We start from the raw sequence: 18,968 nt of genomic DNA on the forward strand, positions 1-18,968 counted from the left end.
ACACCACCGATGATCCGCCCGAAGATCCCCGTCAACCCGATCCCGACCGGACTGAGCAACCCGCCCGCCGTCCTCCAGCCGACCAGCATCACCCCCGGCACCCCGGCCCCGCCGCCCGCCCCGATGGCTCCGGCGTCCTCGCGGCCGGTCGTGCAGCTCACCCCCGGCGCCGTGGTCGCCACGGCCGGGATGGGCGTGGTCGGCGTGCTCGTCATCGGAGCGGTGCTGGTCTCGATGCTCCTCGCGGTCGCCATCACCGGCGCCTCACTCGCCATCTGTGCCCTGGTGATCCGCTCGATCCTCGCCAGCGACACCCGACGCTGACCGGCCCCCGGAGCGGCCTCGGTCGCCAAACTTCCGCCGCTCCGGGCGCCTTCCCTCACCGATCTTTCAACCGGAAGGAACCCTCATCATGACCGGCCCCGCCTCGGCTTCGCAGTCCCTCACACGGGTCTGCCCGAACTGCCACGGCTTCGCCACCGCCGCCATCACCACCGGTGTCGGCCGTGACCACCGCGGTCTCTTGCGCACGGTCACCGTCGTCTGCCCGGCCTGCCGCGGCACCGGCACCGTGCCCCTGCGCCCCCACCTCAACCCCGCGGACGTGGAGGCCGCCGCATGAGTGACACCGCGACCCTCGCGGGCCTGAACCCGGCCACCCTCGCTGATGCATTGAAGGTGGCCGGGTCTCCGGGCTTCGAACGCTGGCAAGACCAGATCAAACGGACTGGCGGCTGTGCCGACCCGATCCACCTGCGCGGCTGGGTCCTGCACAAAGACAAGACCAGCGGTGAGGTCCTGCACCACTACTCCACCGAGCACGAGCCGGGCGGGCGGCTGCGGATCGCGTGCGGCAACCGGCGGGCCTCCCGCTGCCCGGCCTGCGCCTTCACCTACGCCGGAGACACCTATCACCTCATCCGCGCCGGGCTGGCCGGAGACGACCTCCGCGGCATCCCGGCCACCGTCCGCGATCACCCCCGGGTATTCGCCACCCTCACCGCGCCCTCGTTCGGCCCGGTCCACAACCGGCCTGACCGGCGTGTGTGCGCCTGCGGTACTCGGCACGCTCCGGATGATCCCGTCCTCGGCTCCGCTCTCGACCCGGCGACCTATGACTACGCGGGCGCGGTGCTCTTCAACAACCACGCCGGGCAGCTGTGGATGCGCTTCACCAACCGGCTCCGCCGCGAGATCGCCGCCCGGGCCGGACTGACCCAACGCGAACTCTCCGAGGTCTGCCAAGTCTCCTACGGCAAGGTGGCAGAGTTCCAAAAGCGCGGCGCTGTCCACTTCCACGCAGTGATCCGCCTGGACGGGTGCTACGACCAAGCACCCCCGCCCGCCTGGGCCACTACTGACCTGCTGACTGATGCGATTCGGGCTGCGTGCCGGCATGCCTACACCAGCGTCAGCGTGCCCGCGGCCCGCTATCAGCCGGATCCGAAGAAGTCGGCCATCACCCAACCCGCCCGCACCTTCTGCTGGGGCCGACAGCTCGACATCCGTCCCATCAGGGCCTTCGGTGACGGCTCTGAGTTAACGGAACAGGCGGTGGCGTCCTACGTCGCCAAGTACGCCACCAAAGCGGCCGAGAGCACCGACACCGTCGACCGCCGGATCGGCAACAAGGAAGCCCTGGAACTCCTCGGCATCCCCGACCACCCCCGCCGACTCATCGCGGCCTGCCTCGACCTGCACCCGCTCTACCCGGACCGCAAGCTCCTCAACTGGGCGCACATGCTCGGCTTCCGCGGCCACTTCTCCTCCAAGTCCCGCCGCTACTCCACCACCCTCGGCGCCCTGCGCCAGACCCGCGCCGACTACCGCGCCGCCCAAGAACGCCAAGCCCGCGGCCTCGACGACATCGAGCCGGACACCGTCCTCGTGCTCGCCGACTGGCAGTACGCCGGACACGGCCACACCCCCGGCGAAGCCACTCTCGCCGCCACCATCGCCCGCGGCCTCCAGCTCAACCGCGAAACCGCCCGCCAGGAACTACCCGCCCGACTGGCCCTGGAAGGAGCCGCGGCATGACCACCACAGTGATCGAACGGAAGTGGTTCACCACCGCAGAGGTCGCTGAAATGCTCGGCTACAGCCTCTCCAAAACCAAGATGCTGATCCTTACCGGACAGATCCGCTCCATCAAGGACGGACGCAACCGCCGCATCCTCCCCCGCTACGTCGACGAGTACGTAGAGCGCCGGGCGCAGGAAGCCGAACAGGGGTGGTCGGCATGAGCGGCAAGCGCGGCAACGGGGAAGGCTCGATCTACCCGTACAAGAACGGCTTCGCCGCCTACGTCTGGGTGACCAAGCCGGACGGAAAACGAGCCCGGAAGTACGCCTACGGCAAGACCCGCGAAGAGGTCCACGACAAGTGGCTCAACCTCCACGCGGAGGCGAAGAAGGGCCCGGTCGCCACTCGGCACCGGACGTTGGGCGCCTTCCTCACGTACTGGCTGGACTCGATCGTCGAGCCGAACTTGGCTCCCCTCACGTACATCTCGTACGAGGGGTCCGTCCGGCTCTACATCGCTCCGTACCTCGGTCCCAAGCGACTTGACCGGCTCACGGTCCGCGATGTCCGCGAGTGGCTGACCAAGCTGGCGACCGTCTGCCAGTGCTGTGCTCAGGGCAAGGACAAGAAGCGGGCGCCCGCTCGCCGGAAGTGCTGTGCAGTCGGGGAGTGCTGTGAGTCGTACCCGTCCCGCCGGGTGATCCAAGCCGCGCGCGACGCCTTGCGGGCTGCCCTGACACACGCGGTCACCGAGGAGGAGATCGGCAAGAACGTCGCCTCCCTTGTGCGGGTGCCCAAGCCTCGTCGTCGACGGATCAAGCCGTGGTCCGTCGCCGAAGCCGGGCAGTTCCTCACCGATGCTGCTGCTCGGGACGACAACCTCTTCGCCGCGTGGGTCCTGGTGCTCTGCCTCGGCCTGCGCCGCGGTGAGGTCCTCGGCTTGACATGGAAGTCCGTCGACTTCGAGGGCGCGGAACTGTACGTCGACCACCAGATTCAGCGCGCCGGGCGCCAGATCCTTCACCGCGAGACCAAGACCGAGGACTCAGACGACTTCCTCCCCTTGCCGGCACTCTGCCTCAAGGCACTGCGGATGCGCCGCGCTCAGCAAACCGGCGACCGGAAAGCCGCCGGGGAGCTGTGGCAGGGCAGTCACGATCTCGTCTTCACCACGAAGTACGGCACCCCGATCGAGCCGGGCAACCTCACGCGCATGTTCGCCCTGCGGGCTCGCCGTGCTGGGCTCCGGGTCATCCCGCTCCGGAACACTCGACACACATGCAGCTCGCTCCTGGTCGCGCTCAAGGTGCACCCGAAGATCGCGCAACGCATCCTCAGGCACTCGCAGATCGCGATGACGATGGAGGTGTACGCCGAAGCGAGCGAGGAGGAGGTGCGCGCCGCGATCGGCAAGCTGTCCGACGCGATGGGCGGGAGTGGCACCGCCTAGTCGAAGCCCGTTGCTGTACTTCGCTGCTGTACGCCCCTGAAACGCCGAAGGCCCCGGAGAGATCCGGGGCCTTTGACCTGTGTGCACTCGGCAGGATTCGAACCTGCAACCTTCTGATCCGTAGTCAGATGCTCTATCCGTTAAGCTACGAGTGCTTGTTTTGTTTTCTCGCCGTTTCTTGCCCTTCCGGGCCGCTCGCGGCGACAGGAAGAACATTACATGACTGCCGCCGCCATGTGAAATCCGTTTGCCGTACCCCTTGTGACCTGCGGAAACGACTCAGCGGGGGCGTTTGGGAACGACGAAGCCCCGGTTGCTGGGACCGGGGCTTCGTGATCATGCGCGGAGGCGGAGGGATTTGAACCCTCGATGGAGCGTAAACCCCAAACCGCATTAGCAGTGCGGCGCCATAGACCGGACTAGGCGACGCCTCCAGCACAACCGCCCGCGCGAGCGCGAGTGGTGCGTGCAGATGATGACACAGTCGAGCGTGGTGTCACCAATCGCCTCCCACGGTACTAGGCGGGAAGGCCGCAGGGCAAAGCACTACCCCGCGGTACGCCGGCGGTGCCGCAACCGGGCGGAGCGGGGCGCGTTAGTCAGGTCATGTTCCAGTCCCCCCGGCTCGCCCGGCTCCTCGTCCTCGGCGCCTCCACACTCGTCGCCGCCGGTTCCGTCACCGCCGTACCCGCCTTTGCCCACTCCGAGCGCACCGCGCCCTCCCTGATGCCGCCGCCCGCCCGCGACGACGACCGCGCCGGCGACCACCTCACCGTCACCGTGCGCAACGCCGGCGGAGGAAAGGACGGGACCTTCGAGCTCTACTGCCATCCCGGCGGTGGCACGCACCCCGACGCCGGCAGCGCGTGCGCCGCGCTCGACCGCGGGACGCAGTGGGGCAAGGACGCCTTCGCCCCCGTACCGGAGGGGAGTCTGTGCACGATGCAGTACGGCGGGCCCGCCACCGCGTATGTCACGGGGACCTGGGCCGGGCGGCCCGTCGACGCGAAGTACGACCGCAGTGACGGGTGTCAGATCGCTCGCTGGGACCGGCTCGTACCGGTTCTGCCCGGTATGGGGCGGTAGGCCGGCGGTGGCGGCAAGTACCTCGCACAGGCATTTCATGGCGGAAACAGGGCGTCCGGAAGAATGCCGCGAAAGTCTCATCGAGAGGCCGGCCGGGTCTCGTGTGCAGCTGAAGGCGGAGCATGCGCAGGTGGTCGCGTGTGCGGTCACACGTTCTACGTCACTTCGTCGTGCGACCTCCCTCTCATCCGGCGCCCCCGGCACAACCCGTGCCTTTAGACTCCCTCGCGTGACACGTCGCGGGCCGGTTGGCAAGATGGCCCGAGCGGTCGGCAAGGTGCGGTAACAGGGAGGAAGCGTCTCGTGAGCAGCAGGCCATCCCGAGGCGCTGCTCGCCTCGCAGCCATACTCGACGCGCTGCCCGACGCGTTGGTCCTGGTCAACGCCAACGGGACCGTCGTGAACGCCAACACCATCGCCCTCGAGGCCTTCGAGGCGCCGGGGACGGCTCTGGTCGGGCGCGGGCTGCTCGATCTGCTGCCCGAGTTCGACTCCAAGCTGATCCCGGGGTCGATGCGGCGGCCGGACCACATGGACCCGCGGGGACAGACCAAGCCGACGCGGATGATCGCGCGCCGCACCGACGGGGCCGAGTTCCCGGTCGAGGTCACCAGCGCCAATCTCGAAAACGGCCAGCAGGCCTACGACAACTACGGCTACGGCAGCGACGAGCTGCTGATGCTCGTCGTGCGCGACCTCACCGGGACCGTCGACACCGAGGCCGAGCTCGCGCGTTCGCAGCGGCAGACCGAGATGATCCTGCGGGCCGCGTCGGAAGGTGTCGTCGGTACCGACACCGACGGGCGGATCGTGCTCGTGAATCCCGCCGCCGCTCAGATACTGGGCTACCGGGCCAGCGACCTCGGTGGCCGCGAGCTGCACGAACTCATGCTGCACTCCCGCCTGGACGGTACGCCGTTCCCGTACGAGGAGTCCCCGCTCGCCGACACCCTGCGCTCCGGGCGCAAGCACCGGGTGCGCGGGCAGGTGGTGTGGTCGAAGAAGGGCGAGAAGGTCTCGGTCGATCTGACGACCGCGCCGGTGCGCGACGGGGACCAGCTCGTCGGGGCCGTCATGACCTTCACCGACCGGCGGCCCTACGACCAGCTCGCCCAGGAGAAGGACGCCGCCGAGCAGCGGCACGCGGAGGAACTGGAGCGGCTCGCCGAGGAGCACGCCTCCGAGCTGACCGCCCTGCGCCAGAAGCACGTCACCGAGATCGAGCAGCTCCAGGAGCAGCACGAGGAGGAACTCGCCGCGGGCGAGGAGCGCTACGCCGCCCTCGGGGAGCGGGAGAAGGACCGGTACGAGGCCCTCGCCGGGCGGCACGAGCAGCTGCTGACGCTGCTCGGCGCCTCGCTGCGCGGGCCGCTCGACGAACTCCGCCGGGACCTGGCCGCCCTGGCCGCGGACGACGCCGGGCAGCTGTGGCCCGAGGCCAACCAGGTGCTGCACCATCTGTCCGCCGGGTACTCGCGGATCACCCAGCTCATCGACAACGTCCTCGCCTACCAGCGCCTCGACGCCGGCACCGACGGCATCACCCGGACGAAGGTCATGCTCGACGCCGTCGTCGCGGCGGGTGTCGACGGGGCCGTGGAGCTCATCGGGCCCGGGCGCGTCCAGTTCGCCGTGCACGCCCCGCCCATCGAGGCCGAGGTCGACCAGCAGCTGCTCGCCCGCGCCCTCGCCCACCTCGTCGCGGACGTCGCCGGCGTCGACGCGACCGGCAACGCGCCGGTGTCGGCGGGCGGTTACATGGACAACACCGTCGTCGTGGCGGCGGCGCAGCGCGGCGAGGTCGTACGCATCGAGGTGCGCGGGCCGTACGCCGGGGGAGACCCGGTGCACGAGCCGATCGTGCGCGGGATCGTGCGCGCCCACGGTGGCGTGCTCCAGACGCATGAAGTGCCGGGGATGAGCGGTAACGCCTACGTCCTCGAAGTGCCCATCGGGGGTGGGGCGGGGGCCGTCGCGGCCACGGCCCCGGCCGCGATCGAGGGGACCGACGGCGGCGGTGGGCGGCGCCGGGCGCGGCGGTCGTCCGTCGACGCGTTCCTGGAGAGCGACGGGCCGGGGGCGAACGGTGCCGACTTCGGTGCCGAGGGCGATTCCGGCTCCGGTTCCGGGGAGTCCGACGGGGCCGATGGTGTGCCCACCGGGCGTCGCAGGAGGCGTGCCGACGAGGCTCCGGCTCTTCCCGCGCCCGCCCTTCCCGCACCGGCCGGCGTGGAGTCCGGTTCCGGCGGGACCGGGCGGCGACGTGGGAGGCCGGCCGAGGGCACCGCTGCGGACGGGGTCGAGGGCGCCGCCGTCGCCGGTGTCGCCGAGGGTGCCGTCGTCATGGCCGGTGAGCATGGTGCGGGCACCGCGGCCGTGGGGAGCGGGCTGGGCGGGACCGTGCCGCCGCAGGGCGTGCCCGCGCCCGCGGGTGGTCACCGGGCCCTGCCGGACTCGGGCCCGGGTTCGGGCTCCGGTGCGGGTGCGGGCTCGGGTGAACAGCACGCGTTGCCGCCGGCGTTGCCCGCGGTGGCGTCCGCCGATCCCGGCGCGGAGTCCGGCGGGGCGCAGCCGACCGGGCGCCGGCGCCGCGCCCTGGCCGCCGCGAACGAGCGTGCCGCCGCGCAGGAGGCCGCGCCGCGCGCGGTGTTCGCCCTGCCGCCCGCGGAGGCGGACCGGGCCGGGGACGGTACGGAGGGTCCCGGCCAGGCCGGCGTCGCCGTGCCCGGGCAGATCGCTGTCCCCGGGCAGCAGGTCGCCGTGCCCGCGCAGGCGGCCGGTGCGCAGGTCGCCGTGCCCGCGCAACTTCCGGTTCAGGCCGGTCTTCCCGGGCAGGCTCCCGGGGCCCAGGTCGCCATGCAGGTGCCGGGGCAGGCCGTACCCGCTGCCCCGCCCACCGCCGTACCCACGGCCCCGCCCACTGCCTCGCCCACCGCCGTTCCCGCCGCCGGGCTCGTCGAGGACGGGCGGCACGACGCCGTGCCGCACGATCAGTCCGGGGACCACACCCCGCCCCAGGCGCACCCCACCTCCGCGCCGACAGGCCGGCGCCGGCGGGCCGTGACCCCGCCCGGGGAAGCCGGAGCCACGCCCGCGCAGGGGGTTCCGGCGCAGCAGACCGCGCAGCCGGTGCCCGCCCAGGTGGCCCGGCCCGCCGCCGTGCCCGCGCCGCAACAGCACGCCACCGGTCAGATCGCGCTGCCCGCCCAGGTGCCGTCCGGCCAGACCGCCGCGGGTCAGCCGCTCCCCGCCGAGGCCGACCCCGCTCAGCAGGGCGCCCAGGCTCCCCAGCCGTGGCCCCCCGCCGACGACACCGCCGTACCGGCTCAGGCGAACGGCGAGGCCACCGCCGTAGCGCCGAACGCACCGCAGCCCACCGCCGCTCCGGCAGCAGGTGCCGCGCAGGCGCGGGCGGCGCAGCCGTTGCCCGCGGAGGCGGCGGCGCCCGTGGACCCGAACTCGACGCAGGGGCGGGCGATCAGCGTGCGGACGCTGGGGCAGGGGGTGCCGTTCACGCGGCAGGCGGCCCAGGTGCAGCAGCCGACGCAGACGCCGGCGCCGCACCAGCCCGGCGGTTCCGGCCGCCGTCGCAAGCTCGGCACGCCGCCCGACCCGGCCGCGGGGCGCCCGCATCCGACGGGCGAGCAGGCCGCCGCGCAGCCGCAGCCCTCGCTGGCCGGGCAGTCCCGGCTCGCGCAGATGACGGAGGGCACCGGACGGTCGTACGCCATAGGCGCGCCGGACGAGAACGCCGCCGAGGGGCCCGAGCCGCTGGACGGTCCCGGTGGGGCCGTCGAGGTGGCCGACCCGCCGCGGCCGCAGCCGATGGACGACGAGCTGCCGCCGGAGCCGCTGGACAACCCGCGTCGGCTGCTGGTGTGGCCCGCGCCGGACGTCACCACGCAGCAGGCGCTGAGCGACCGCGGCTACCGGCCCGTCATCGTGCACTCGCGCGAGGAGGTGGACGCGCAGATCGCGGCGTTCCCGGCCGCGCTGTTCGTCGATCCGCTGACCGGGCCGATCACCCGGACCGCGCTCCAGTCGCTGCGGCAGGCGGCGGTCGCGGCCTCGGTGCCGGTGATGGTGACCGCGGGGCTCGGACAGGCGACGCGCGAGGCGGCGTACGGCGCCGACCCCGCCGTACTGCTGAAGGCGCTGGCGCCGCGGGACAGCGAGCAGCATCCGCCTCGGGTGCTGCTGATCGAGGAGCACGCGGAGATCGCGCTGGCGCTGACCGCGACGCTGGAGCGGCGCGGTATGCAGGTGGCGCGGGCCGCGAGTGACGCGGACGCGGTGATGCTGGCGGGGCAGTTCCGGCCGAACCTGGTCGTGATGGACCTGCTCCAGGTGCACCGGCGCCAGGCCGGCATCGTGGACTGGCTGCGCGCCAACGGGCAGCTCAACCGCACGCCGCTCGTCGTCTACACCGCCGCCGTGGACCAGGCGGACCTGCCGCGGCTGGCGTCGGGGGAGACGGTTCTCTTCCTCGCCGAGCGGTCGACGAGTGGCGAGGTGCAGGCGCGGATCGTGGACCTGCTGGCTCGCATCGGGACGAACTGAAGCCCGCGGCACCCTGATCGGCAGGCGGCGCCGCGCGCCGCCCTACCTCGCCACCAGCCTCCGCGCCGCCTCCCGTACCGATGCCCGCAGCCGGTCGCGGTCGTCGTCCTCGCCGCCGACCACGATGCGTCGCATCTGGGGGACGACGGCGGACCAGTTGGCGAGGGCGATGAGGAGGAAGAGGAGGTCGCGGGCGGGGATCGCGTCGGAGATGACGCCCCGGTCCTGGCCGTCCTGGATGGCGCCGATCTTCTCCCGGTAGTGCTCCTGGCGCCCGGCCTCGTCGGGCAGCTCGGTCAGGCCGTACTCCAGGCCCTCCCAGAAGAGCAGGCGCAGCACCTCGGGGTGGGCGACGTGGTAGTCCATGACACGGTCGACCCAGCCCTCGATGTCGTCCGCGTCGACGGGGACGGCGACGGCCAGGTCGAGCATGGTCTTCTCCAGGACCCGGTCGAACAGCTCCGCCTTGTTGCCGAAGTAGGCGTAGATCAGCTGCTTGTTGGCCTTGGCCTCACCAGCGATGCGGTCGATACGGGCGCCGGCGACGCCGTGCCGGGCGAACTCGGCGATCGCCGCCTCGAAGATCCGGGCCCGGGTGGCCTCGGGGTCTCTCACTGCCATGGATCCAGCGTAGCGGGGGAAGTAACCAACCGTTTGGTTGACAGGGAATTCGCGGGCGGTGCAGGCTGTTGTCCGGTCATCCAACCAACTGGTTGGTTGCCACTCGATCCGTTCACTGTCTGCCCGTTCACTGTCTCGGCCCGTTCACTGCCCCACCCCGCTCGTACGCGTCCGAAGGAGCACCACCGCTCATGTCCTCACCGGCGATCACCACCGCGACGGTCGTCCGGACCCCCTCCCGGGAGCCCGCCCGCGCCCGTCTCTTCCTCGTCCTCATCGCGCTCTGCACCGCCGTCACGGCCGCCAACATCTATCTCGCGGCCCCGCTGCTCCCCCTCATCGCCCACGACTTCGGCTCGACCCCCTCCGCGGTCGCCTGGATCGCCTCGGTCGCCCAGTTCGGCTACGCCGCCGGCCTGCTCTTCTTCGCCCCGCTCGGCGACCGCGTCGACCGGCGCCGCCTGGTCGCCGCCCTCACCCTGGCCACGACGGTGGCCCTCGCCGCCAGTGCGGCGGCGACCGGCACGACCGCGCTCGCCGCCGCGGTCTTCGTCGCCTCCGCCGCGACGGTCGTCCCCCAGCTGCTGGTCCCCCTGGTCGCCGAACGCGCCCCGGCCGACCGCCGCGCCCGTCATGTCGCCGCCGTCATCGCGGGCCTGTTCACCGGCATCGTCGCGGCCCGCGTCCTCGGCGGACTGGCCGGCGGCGCCTTCGGCTGGCGCTGGGTGTTCGTCGGCGCGGCCGTCCTCACCGCGGTACTGGGCCTGCTGACGGCGTCCGTCCTGCCCTCGAGCGCCGGGGCGGTCGCGAAGGGCCGGCTCTTCTCCGGGCTCGCCTCGATGCCGGGCCTGGTCCGCCGCTCGCCCGAACTGTGGCGCGCGTGCGTGCGCCAGGCCGGGATGTACGGCGCCTGGAGCGCCCTGTGGACCTCGCTCGCCCTGCTGCTGACCGGCGAGCCCTACGGTCTCTCGACCGCCACCGCCGGTCTCTTCGGCCTCTTCGGGCTGTCGGCGAGCGTGGTGGCCCCGCTGGCGGGCGGTCTGGTGGACCGCTTCGGCGCCGCGAAGGTCGTGCGCAGCGCGTACGTCCTCGCCGCCGCGTCCGTCCCGCTCTTCTGGCTCGGCGGCCATGTCCTGCCGACGCTCTTCGTCGCCGCGATCGCGATCCACGCCGCCCTGGTCGCCGCGCACGTTGCCAACCAGACCCTCGCCCTCACCACCACCTCCACCCCGGCCACCGCCAACAGCGCCTACGTCGTCTCCGGCTTCGCCGGCGGCGCCACCGCCTCGGCCCTGGCCGCCCTCGCCTTCACCCACTTCGGCTGGACCGGAGTGGTCGCTGTGGCGGGGGCGTGGCTGGGGGTGGGGTGGGGGGCGACTGTCGTGCGGCGGTGACTGTCGTTACGGGGGGGCACTGTCGTTGCGGCGGTGACTGTCGTTGTGGGGTGACGGTCGTTGCACGTTCGCCGGCAAGGCGGGTGCGGACAGGGGTGGGCGAGTCGGCCGGGCTGAGGGCTCTGCCATGATCGCCTGTCGATGAGAGGGGCTGTGACGGCCATGGACGAGCGACCTGACCCGGTGCAGATCATCGCGAGAGTGGGGACGGGCTTCTCTGCGGAGCATCCTGAGCGAGCCATCCAGGTGTGGATGCATCTCGCCGCGAAGGCGGGTTGGGAGGTCAACCGCGTCGACGACGCTTCCGTCGACCTGGACGCCGGTGAGTGCGGGGTCGTCGACGTGGAGGGCCTGCGCTACCTCGTGCGGCGAGGCCGAAGGGTGCGTCATACGTTGTATGACGACAGCGGGGGACGGCTTGCTCGGCGACCGATCTTCGGCTTCGCCGCCTGGGCGGAACCGGTGCTCTCCGCGGACAGCATCATTCCTTGAGCCCGGCACAAGTGGCCCTCGGGCTCTGGGCGGCGGGTGTGGGCCCGCCGCGCCCTCCGGCCGTCCCGAGCAACGACAGAGTCCCGGCGACGGAGACCCCCGGCGGCGCGCCGGGGGTCTCCGTGGCGGGCAAGCGAATCAGCGCAGCTGGGTGACGTCCAGCGTGCCCTCGGCGTACTGCCTGCGCAGTACCTTCTTGTCGAACTTGCCCACGCTCGTCTTCGGCACCGCCTCGATGATCGTCCAGCGCTCCGGGAGCTGCCACTTGGCGATGTGGCCCTCCTCGGCGAGGAAGGCGCGCAGAGACGCGAAGTCGGCGGTGGAGCCCTCGCGGAGGACGACCGTGGCCAGCGGGCGCTCGCCCCACTTGTCGTCGGGGACGGCGACGACGGCGGCCTCGGTGACGTCGGGGTGGGACATCAGGGCGTTCTCCAGCTCCACCGAGGAAATCCACTCGCCGCCGGACTTGATGACGTCCTTGGCGCGGTCGGTGAGGGTGAGGAAGCCGTCGGCGGAGATCGTGCCGACGTCGCCCGTCTTCAGCCAGCCGTCCTCGCTGAACTTGTCGGCGGGGCGCAGGGGTTCGGCGTCCGGGCCGTTGTAGTAGGCGCCGGCGATCCAGGGGCCGCGGACCTCCAGCTCGCCCGCGGACTCGCCGTCCCAGGGAAGGCGTTCGCCGCCGGGGCCGGTGAGGCGGGCCTCGACGCCGGCCGGGAAACGGCCCTGGGTGAGGCGGTAACCGAACTCGGCCTCCGTACCCACCACATGGGCCGGCGGACGGGCGATCGTGCCGAGCGGGGAGGTCTCCGTCATGCCCCAGGCGTGGCAGACCCGCATGCCCAGCTGGTCGAAGGCCTCCATGAGGGAGGGCGGACAGGCGGAGCCGCCGATGGTGACCTGGGTGAGGGAGGAGACGTTGCGCGGCTTGGCGGTCAGCTCGGCGAGCAGGCCCTGCCAGATGGTCGGGACCGCGGCCGCGTGGGTCGGACGCTCCGCCTCGATCATCTCGGCGAGCGGCGCGGGCTGCAGGAAGCGGTCCGGCATCAGCATGTTGACGCCGGTCATGAACGTCGCGTGCGGCAGGCCCCAGGCGTTGACGTGGAACTGAGGCACCACCACCAGCGAGGTGTCCTGGTCGGTCAGGCCCATCGACTGCGCCATGTTGACCTGCATGGAGTGCAGGTAGATCGAACGGTGGCTGTACACCACACCCTTGGGGTCGCCCGTCGTGCCGGAGGTGTAGCACATCGCGGCGGCCTGCCGCTCGTCCAGCTCCGGCCAGTCGTACGTGGTCGGCTTCCCGGCGATCAGGTCCTCGTACTCGTGCACCTGGACATCGGCGGCCGCGAGTCCGGAACGGTCGCCCGGACCGCTCACGACCACGTGCTCCACCGTCTTGAGGTGCGGGAGCAGCGGGGCGAGCAGCGGCAGCAGCGAACCGTTGGCGATCACGACCCGGTCGGCCGCGTGGTGCACGATCCACGCCAGCTGTTCGGCGGGGAGCCGGAGGTTGAGGGTGTGCAGGACCGCGCCCATGGACGGGATCGCGAAGTAGGCCTCGACATGCTCGGCGTTGTTCCACATCAGGGTCGCCACGCGCTCGTCGTCCGTGACGCCGAGGTCCTCGCGCAGCGCGTGGGCCAACTGGGCCGCTCGGGTGCCGACCTCGGCGAAGGAACGCCGGTGCGGCTCGCTCTCGCCGGTCCAGGTGGTCACCTGCGATGTGCCGTGGATCGTGGCTCCATGGGCCAGGATCCTCGAGATCAGCAGCGGTACGTCCTGCATCGTGCTCAGCACGGCGTCCTCCCGGGGCGACATTGCCTACGCGGTGGTAAGGGCTGGGCAAATTCTGCTCACATACCGCGCGGTATGTCACTAGGCGGCGGTGATCGATCACATCACCACGTGGTCGTCTCACCCCGCCGGCGGGCAGGTTCCGCACACTAGGGGAACCGTCGTAAGACCGCTGTCAGCGGACCAGCCCCAGCTCCGGGTCCTCGCGAAGCTTCCCCAGCGCCCGCGACACCGCCGACTTCACGGTGCCCACCGACACCCCGAGCACCTCGGCCGTCTGCACCTCACTCAGGTCCTCGTAGTACCTGAGGACGACCATCGCCCGCTGCCGGGCCGGCAGCTTCATGATCGCCCGCCACATCGCGTCGTGCAGCGCCTGCTGCTCGGCCGGGTCGTCCCCGCCGGGCACCGGCTCGGGCTCCGGGATCTCGTCGGTCGCGAACTCGTCCACCTTGCGCTTGCGCCACTGCGACGTGCGCGTGTTCAGCAGCGCCCGGCGCACATAGCCGTCCAGCGCCCGGTGGTCCTCGATCCGCTCCCAGGCGACGTACGTCTTGGTGAGCGCGGTCTGCAACAGGTCCTCCGCGTCGCACGGGTTCGCGGTCAGCGACCGGGCGGTACGCAGCAGCACCGGCTGGCGGGCCTTCACGTACGACGAGAAGGAGGGGTACGTCGCATACGGGCGGGTCTGCCTCGCCGGTACTGCGGCGTCCGAAACGCTGGTGCAGACGGGTGTGGTCATGGCTCCACGCTAGGAGCGAGGGCGCCTCCGGCGGATCGGCCGCAGGTCCCGAAGACGAGTCCGCCTCAGGTTGTAGGGGTGGGGGTGGCTCCACCTCCTGAGGGTGGAGCACCGGGCCCGCAGTACTGCGGGATGACCCCTGAGGGGTACACCGTCCTCGCAGCCAGGCCCGCTGCCGGCGCCTCAGTCGTCCCCCGAGAGCACCAGCCCCGAGGTGGGCACGCCCGTCCCCGCCGTGACCAGGACCCGGTCCACGCCGGGTATGCGGTTCACCGCCGTCCCCCGTATCTGACGCACTCCCTCCGCTATCCCGTTCATCCCGTGCAGATACGCCTCCCCCAGCTGTCCTCCGTGTGTGTTCAGCGGCAGCCGGTCCCCGGCCACGAAGTCCGCCGCCTCCCCCTTCCCACAGAACCCGAACTCCTCCAGCTGCATCAGCACGAACGGTGTGAAGTGGTCGTACAGGATCCCCACGTCGATGTCGGCCGGGGTGAGCCCCGAGGTGCGCCACAGCTGGCGGGCGACCACACCCATCTCGGGCAGGCCGGTGAGGTCGTCGCGGTAGAAGCTGGTCATCTGTTCCTGGGCCCGGCCCGCTCCCTGGGCGGCCGCCGCCACGACCGCCGGCGGGTTCGGCAGATCCCGGGCCCGCTCGACGGACGTGACGACCAGGGCCTGGGCGCCGTCCGTCTCCTGGCAGCAGTCCAGGAGCCGGAGCGGCTCGACGATCCAGCGCGAGGCGGCGTGGTCGGCGAGGGTGATCGGACGGTCGTGGAAGTACGCCGCCGGGTTGGTCGCCGCGTGTCTGCGGGCGGTGACGGCGACGTGCCCGAACGCCTCCGGGGTCAGACCGTAGGAGTGCAGATAGCGCTGGGCCGCCATCGCCACCCAGGAGGCCGGGGTGAGCAGCCCGAACGGCAGGGACCAGCCCAGCGCGACCCCCTCGGCGGAGGGCTCCCGGTGCTGCACTCCGGAGCCGAAGCGGCGCCCCGACCGTTCGTTGAAGGCGCGGTAGCAGACCACCACCTCGGCCACGCCCGTCGCCACGGCCAGCGCCGCCTGCTGGACCGTCGCACAGGCCGCGCCGCCGCCGTAATGGACCCGGGAGAAGAAGGACAGCTCACCCATCCCGCAGGCCTGGGCCACGGTGATCTCCGGGTTGGTGTCCATCGTGAACGTCACCATCCCGTCCACGTCGCCCGGCGTGAGCCCCGCGTCCTCCAGCGCGGCCCGCACCGCCTCCACTGCCAGCTTCAGCTCACTGCGCCCCGAGTCCTTGGAGAACTCGGTGGCCCCGACACCGACGATCGCCGCCCGCCCGCCGAGCGCGTCCCGCGTACGCACGCTCATGCCGGGCCTCCCCGGGCAGCACCGGCGGCCCGAGGCAGAGTGACAGTGACCGTGCCGGTGACATGTCTGCCGATGCCGTTCTCCCCCACCACGCGGACGGTCGCCGTGTCGCCGTCGACCTCCTCGACCGTGCCTCTCAACACCATGGTGTCTCCCGGGTAGTTGGGGGTGCCCAGGCGGATGGCGACGCGGCGCAGCACGGCTGTCGGGCCGAAGTGGTCCGTGATGTAGCGGCCGACCAGCCCGTTGGTCGTCAGGATGTTCATGAAGATGTCGGGGGAGCCCTTCTGCCGGGCCAGTTCGGCGTCGTGGTGGACGTCCTGGTAGTCGCGGGAGGCGACGGCGCCGGCGACGATCAGCGTGCGGGTCACCGGGATCTCCAGCGGCGGAAGCTGCTCACCGACCCGCATGGGACGCCTCCTCGCGTGCGCCTACCCCGTGCACGCCTACCCCGTGCACGCCCGCTCCGGGCTCGCCTTCCTCCGCGCGGAAGACCGGGAGCACCAACTCCTCGTCGTACTCCCTGAATTCGAGGCGCACCGGCATGCCGATCCGCACCTTGTCGTACGGCACCCCGGTCACGTTGCTGATCATCCGCACGCCCTCCGTGAGCTCTATCAGGGCGACCGCGTAAGGAGGGTCGAAGGCGGGGAAGGGCGGGTGGTGCATGACGACGTAGGAATGGACCGTGCCGGTGCCGCTCGCCTCGACGGTGTCCCACTCCGGGTGGCCGCAGGTGTTGCAGCCCGGGAGCCAGGGGTGGCGCAGGGTGTCACAGGCGGTGCAGCGCTGGATGAGGAGGCGGTGTGCGTGGACGCCTTCCCAGAAGCCGGCGTTGTCGCGGTTGACGACGGGGCGGGGACGGCGGGGGCCCCTTTCCGGCTGCCCCTGCTGCTGGGACTGCCCCCGCCGGCCGGACTGCCCCCATTGCTCCGGCCGCCGCGAGTTCTCCGGCCGCTCCGTCGTCTCCGGTCGCTCGGGCCGCCTCGTTCGTGCGGGGGCGTATTTGAGGATGCGGAAGCGGTGGGTGCCCGCGAGGTCGGGGCCCACCCGGATGTCCATGCGGGACGTGACGAAGTATCCGATGCCGAGCTTGGTCGTCTTGCGGGACGAGACCGACTCGATCACGGCGTCGAAGGTGATCTCGTCGCCGGGGCGCAGGGGACGGACGTACTCCTGCTCGCAGTCGGTGGCGACGACCGAGGTGCAGCCCGCCTCGTCGAGGAGGGTGAGCAGTTCGTCGTAGGCGGATGAGCGGCCCGTATGTCCCGAGAGGCCGCCCATGGTCCAGGCCTGGAGCATGGTGGGTGGGGCGATGGCGTCCGGGCCGGAGTAGGACGGGTTGGTGTCGCCCATCGCCTCGCACCAGTGCCGGATCATGGGCGCGTTGACGGGGTCCTTGCCGGTGCCGGACACGGCGGCGGGCCGGCCCTCGTACACCTTCAGTCGCTGCTCCAGTTCGTCGGCCATGGCCTCCCCCTCGTCGTCGTCCTCGTAGGCCCGTGCGTCCCGCCCGTTTCGTACTGACACTTCTGGTACACCGCTGCCGCCGCCGGGGTTCCCATCGACTCCGCGAAGATTTCTGACTGTCCGTCAGATACCGTGCACTGTCAAGGCGGGCAACCGACGACAGCCCCGCCGACGGCCGACCACCGAACCGCGAGCGGCCGCCCCCTAAACCGCGAGCGGCCGGCCACCGACCCGCGAGCAGCCGGTCACCGAACTGTCAGCAGCCGGTCACCGCACGCACAAACGTCTGCGCGGCGGCGCCGAAGCACCGCCGCGCAGACGTGTCACACCCCACGGACCACACCCCTCGGAGACCGGGGCCGAGCCCGGAGCGGCCGGAGCCGCCCCGGTCACAGGCCCCCTGGGCTCACCACCACAGCGGGCCGAAGTTGACGGACGTGTTGTCGTTCCCCTGATTGATGGCCGTGAACGCGGAGCCGTTGACCTGTGCGGTGTTGCTCTGGTTCGAGGCACCGGAGCCGACCGCGTTCTGCTGCGTGGTCGACGAGTTGCCGTTGTTGGTGCCACCCACGCCGCTGCCGACGATGCTCGCGACACCCGCGTTCGATCCGTCGTCCGCGAAGCCGCCGTTGTCCGCCGTCGCGACGCCGGTGAAGAGTGCGGCGGCGAGCGGAAGGGCGGAGACGGCGGCGATGACGCGGGCGGTACGGATGCTTGCCATGTTCTTCCTCCAGAACCCGGCTTCCTAGCCGGAAGTACGTCAAGTAAGGCTGTTTCCAAGGCAGTTGGCCGACCACCTCGAAGTCGTTCACGACGTCGCGAGACCAGAGTTGCCCACCGAATCCCCGGCGAACCACCCCGGAAGCGATCATTCCCCCTCAAGCGTGAGTACAAGTCGATAAACCCCTTTCACGACCTTGGGCATCGAGTCGGGGCGGTGCGGGCAGAACCGCCCCAAGCACCGCAAGAGGTGAAGCGTTCCGGCGCATTTCCGGCCAACCCGTACCGCCCGGCGAGTCGCCCCGGAATACACTTCCCTTTCTCGAACAGGTGTACGAAAATAGAGCCATGGCCACCACAGACCGGCAGGCCACGACGCTGGCCCTAGCCCACGCCCTGTCAGCCGCCGAACGCGGCCTGGCCGTCATCCCCCTGTCCCGAACAAAGCTCCCGGCCCTGCGCTCCCCCCACCACGACGACCCCGAGGCCCCGCCCTGCCACGGTGAGTGCGGCCGCTTCGGCCACGGGGTCTACGACGCCGCCACCGCTCCCGACCGCATCCGCGAACTCTTCGCCGCGGCCCCCTGGGCGACGGGCTACGGCATCGCGTGCGGCCTGCCGCCCCATCACCTGATCGGCATCGACCTCGACACGAAATCGGATACGGACTCCTCGGCGGCCCTGCGCGAGCTGGCCCTGCGCCACCTGTTCACGATCCCCGCCACCGTCGTCGTACTGACCCCCAGCGGCGGCCGCCATCTCTGGCTGAGCGGCCCGCCCGACGTCGTCGTCCCCAACTCGGCGGGCCGCCTGGCCCCCGGCATCGACATCCGCGGCGCCGGCGGCTACCTCGTCGGCCCCGGCTCGCGCACCGACCACGGCGTGTACGCGACCGCGCCCGGTACCGCCCACCTCGCCCCCGCCGCCTGCCCGCCCGCCCTGCTCCGCCTCCTGCTCCCGCCGCCCCGCACCACCCGCCACCCCACGCCCCCGTCGGCCGGCGACCACGGGCAGGGCCTGGTCCAGTTCGTCCTCGCCGCGCACGAGGGCCAGCGCAACACCCGCCTGTTCTGGGCGGCCTGCCGCGCCTACGAGGACGGCATCGGCCCCGCCCTCGTCGACCCCCTCGTCGACGCGGCCCTCAACACCGGCCTGACCGAACGCGAGGCCCGCGCGACGATCGCCTCGGCCGCACGGATGACGGGACACCGGCCGTAACGCACGTACGCGTGAGCACGCACGCGTAGCAAGTACGCAGGAGCACGCA

General features: G+C 71.7%; 17 protein-coding genes and 2 tRNA genes. 10 read left to right on the top strand and 9 right to left on the bottom strand.

Annotation, left to right across the window (positions count from 1 at the left end; all coding sequences use genetic code 11):
• The first annotated feature begins 9 nt into the window (after window positions 1–9).
• The 5 genes from ABKA17_RS14335 to ABKA17_RS14355 all read left to right on the top strand — a co-directional run bounded on the left by ABKA17_RS14335 (window position 10) and on the right by ABKA17_RS14355 (window position 3,472).
• Window positions 10–324 (top strand): SpdD-like protein, encoded by a 315-nt coding sequence (locus ABKA17_RS14335; RefSeq protein ID WP_353692417.1) that lies wholly within the window; start codon window positions 10–12, stop codon window positions 322–324.
• A gap of 88 nt (window positions 325–412) precedes the next feature.
• On the top strand, window positions 413–622 hold the full coding sequence (locus ABKA17_RS14340) for a hypothetical protein (protein WP_353692418.1): 210 nt from the start codon (window positions 413–415) through the stop codon (window positions 620–622).
• On the top strand, window positions 619–2,037 hold the full coding sequence (gene repSA, locus ABKA17_RS14345; RefSeq protein WP_353692419.1) for a replication initiator protein RepSA: 1,419 nt from the start codon (window positions 619–621) through the stop codon (window positions 2,035–2,037). The genes ABKA17_RS14340 and repSA overlap by 4 nt, the downstream gene beginning before the upstream one ends.
• Window positions 2,034–2,243, top strand: coding sequence for a helix-turn-helix domain-containing protein (locus ABKA17_RS14350; RefSeq protein WP_353692420.1), 210 nt, complete (start codon window positions 2,034–2,036; stop codon window positions 2,241–2,243). Before repSA ends, ABKA17_RS14350 begins: the two co-directional genes overlap by 4 nt.
• Window positions 2,231–3,472, top strand: coding sequence for a tyrosine-type recombinase/integrase (locus ABKA17_RS14355; RefSeq protein ID WP_353692421.1), 1,242 nt, complete (start codon window positions 2,231–2,233; stop codon window positions 3,470–3,472). The genes ABKA17_RS14350 and ABKA17_RS14355 overlap by 13 nt, the downstream gene beginning before the upstream one ends.
• Before the next feature lie 82 nt (window positions 3,473–3,554).
• On the opposite strand, the gene ABKA17_RS14360 is transcribed toward ABKA17_RS14355, so the two are convergent.
• Together ABKA17_RS14360 and ABKA17_RS14365 are read right to left on the bottom strand one after the other, a co-directional pair.
• Window positions 3,555–3,627 (bottom strand) — tRNA-Arg (locus tag ABKA17_RS14360).
• A gap of 188 nt (window positions 3,628–3,815) precedes the next feature.
• Window positions 3,816–3,906: transfer RNA gene (locus ABKA17_RS14365), tRNA-Ser, on the bottom strand.
• Between the two features lie 172 nt (window positions 3,907–4,078).
• Between ABKA17_RS14365 and ABKA17_RS14370 the strand changes: the two genes are divergently transcribed.
• Both ABKA17_RS14370 and ABKA17_RS14375 read left to right on the top strand, forming a co-directional pair.
• The gene (locus ABKA17_RS14370) at window positions 4,079–4,558 is read left to right on the top strand and encodes an SSI family serine proteinase inhibitor (protein ID WP_353692422.1); all 480 of its coding nucleotides are present in this window, start codon (window positions 4,079–4,081) and stop codon (window positions 4,556–4,558) included.
• 303 nt (window positions 4,559–4,861) lie between these two features.
• Window positions 4,862–9,118, top strand: a complete 4,257-nt coding sequence (locus ABKA17_RS14375) for a response regulator (protein WP_353692423.1) — start codon at window positions 4,862–4,864, stop codon at window positions 9,116–9,118.
• Between the two features lie 42 nt (window positions 9,119–9,160).
• Here ABKA17_RS14375 and ABKA17_RS14380 read toward each other — a convergent pair whose 3' ends face one another.
• Window positions 9,161–9,739, bottom strand: a complete 579-nt coding sequence (locus ABKA17_RS14380; RefSeq protein WP_353692424.1) for a TetR/AcrR family transcriptional regulator — start codon at window positions 9,737–9,739, stop codon at window positions 9,161–9,163.
• Window positions 9,740–9,930: 191 nt separating this feature from the next.
• On the opposite strand from ABKA17_RS14380, the gene ABKA17_RS14385 reads away from it, so the two are divergent.
• Window positions 9,931–11,133 carry an MFS transporter gene (locus ABKA17_RS14385; RefSeq protein WP_353692425.1) on the top strand — a complete coding sequence of 401 codons (1,203 nt, stop codon included), beginning with the start codon at window positions 9,931–9,933 and terminating at the stop codon, window positions 11,131–11,133.
• A 153-nt stretch (window positions 11,134–11,286) separates the two neighbouring features.
• Window positions 11,287–11,625: a hypothetical protein gene (locus ABKA17_RS14390; protein ID WP_353692426.1), complete on the top strand. Its 339-nt coding sequence runs from the start codon at window positions 11,287–11,289 to the stop codon at window positions 11,623–11,625.
• A gap of 138 nt (window positions 11,626–11,763) precedes the next feature.
• Here the strand turns inward: ABKA17_RS14390 and ABKA17_RS14395 are convergent, their stop codons facing one another.
• From ABKA17_RS14395 to ABKA17_RS14420, 6 genes are all read right to left on the bottom strand, one after another.
• Window positions 11,764–13,443, bottom strand: coding sequence for a long-chain fatty acid--CoA ligase (locus ABKA17_RS14395; protein WP_353692427.1), 1,680 nt, complete (start codon window positions 13,441–13,443; stop codon window positions 11,764–11,766).
• Between the two features lie 151 nt (window positions 13,444–13,594).
• On the bottom strand, window positions 13,595–14,161 hold the full coding sequence (locus tag ABKA17_RS14400) for a SigE family RNA polymerase sigma factor (RefSeq protein WP_353692428.1): 567 nt from the start codon (window positions 14,159–14,161) through the stop codon (window positions 13,595–13,597).
• Between the two features lie 183 nt (window positions 14,162–14,344).
• Window positions 14,345–15,511, bottom strand: coding sequence for a lipid-transfer protein (locus tag ABKA17_RS14405; RefSeq protein WP_353692429.1), 1,167 nt, complete (start codon window positions 15,509–15,511; stop codon window positions 14,345–14,347).
• Window positions 15,508–15,921, bottom strand: coding sequence for a MaoC family dehydratase (locus tag ABKA17_RS14410; protein ID WP_353692430.1), 414 nt, complete (start codon window positions 15,919–15,921; stop codon window positions 15,508–15,510). Before ABKA17_RS14410 ends, ABKA17_RS14405 begins: the two co-directional genes overlap by 4 nt.
• Window positions 15,908–16,981: a bifunctional MaoC family dehydratase N-terminal/OB-fold nucleic acid binding domain-containing protein gene (locus ABKA17_RS14415; protein ID WP_353692990.1), complete on the bottom strand. Its 1,074-nt coding sequence runs from the start codon at window positions 16,979–16,981 to the stop codon at window positions 15,908–15,910. Before ABKA17_RS14415 ends, ABKA17_RS14410 begins: the two co-directional genes overlap by 14 nt.
• A 406-nt stretch (window positions 16,982–17,387) precedes the next feature.
• Window positions 17,388–17,702 carry a hypothetical protein gene (locus ABKA17_RS14420; RefSeq protein WP_353692431.1) on the bottom strand — a complete coding sequence of 105 codons (315 nt, stop codon included), beginning with the start codon at window positions 17,700–17,702 and terminating at the stop codon, window positions 17,388–17,390.
• 347 nt (window positions 17,703–18,049) lie between these two features.
• On the opposite strand from ABKA17_RS14420, the gene ABKA17_RS14425 reads away from it, so the two are divergent.
• Window positions 18,050–18,919, top strand: coding sequence for a bifunctional DNA primase/polymerase (locus ABKA17_RS14425; protein ID WP_353692432.1), 870 nt, complete (start codon window positions 18,050–18,052; stop codon window positions 18,917–18,919).
• Window positions 18,920–18,968: the final 49 nt, after the last annotated feature.

The organism is Streptomyces sp. RG80, assembly GCF_040446465.1.
GTDB lineage: Bacteria > Actinomycetota > Actinomycetes > Streptomycetales > Streptomycetaceae > Streptomyces.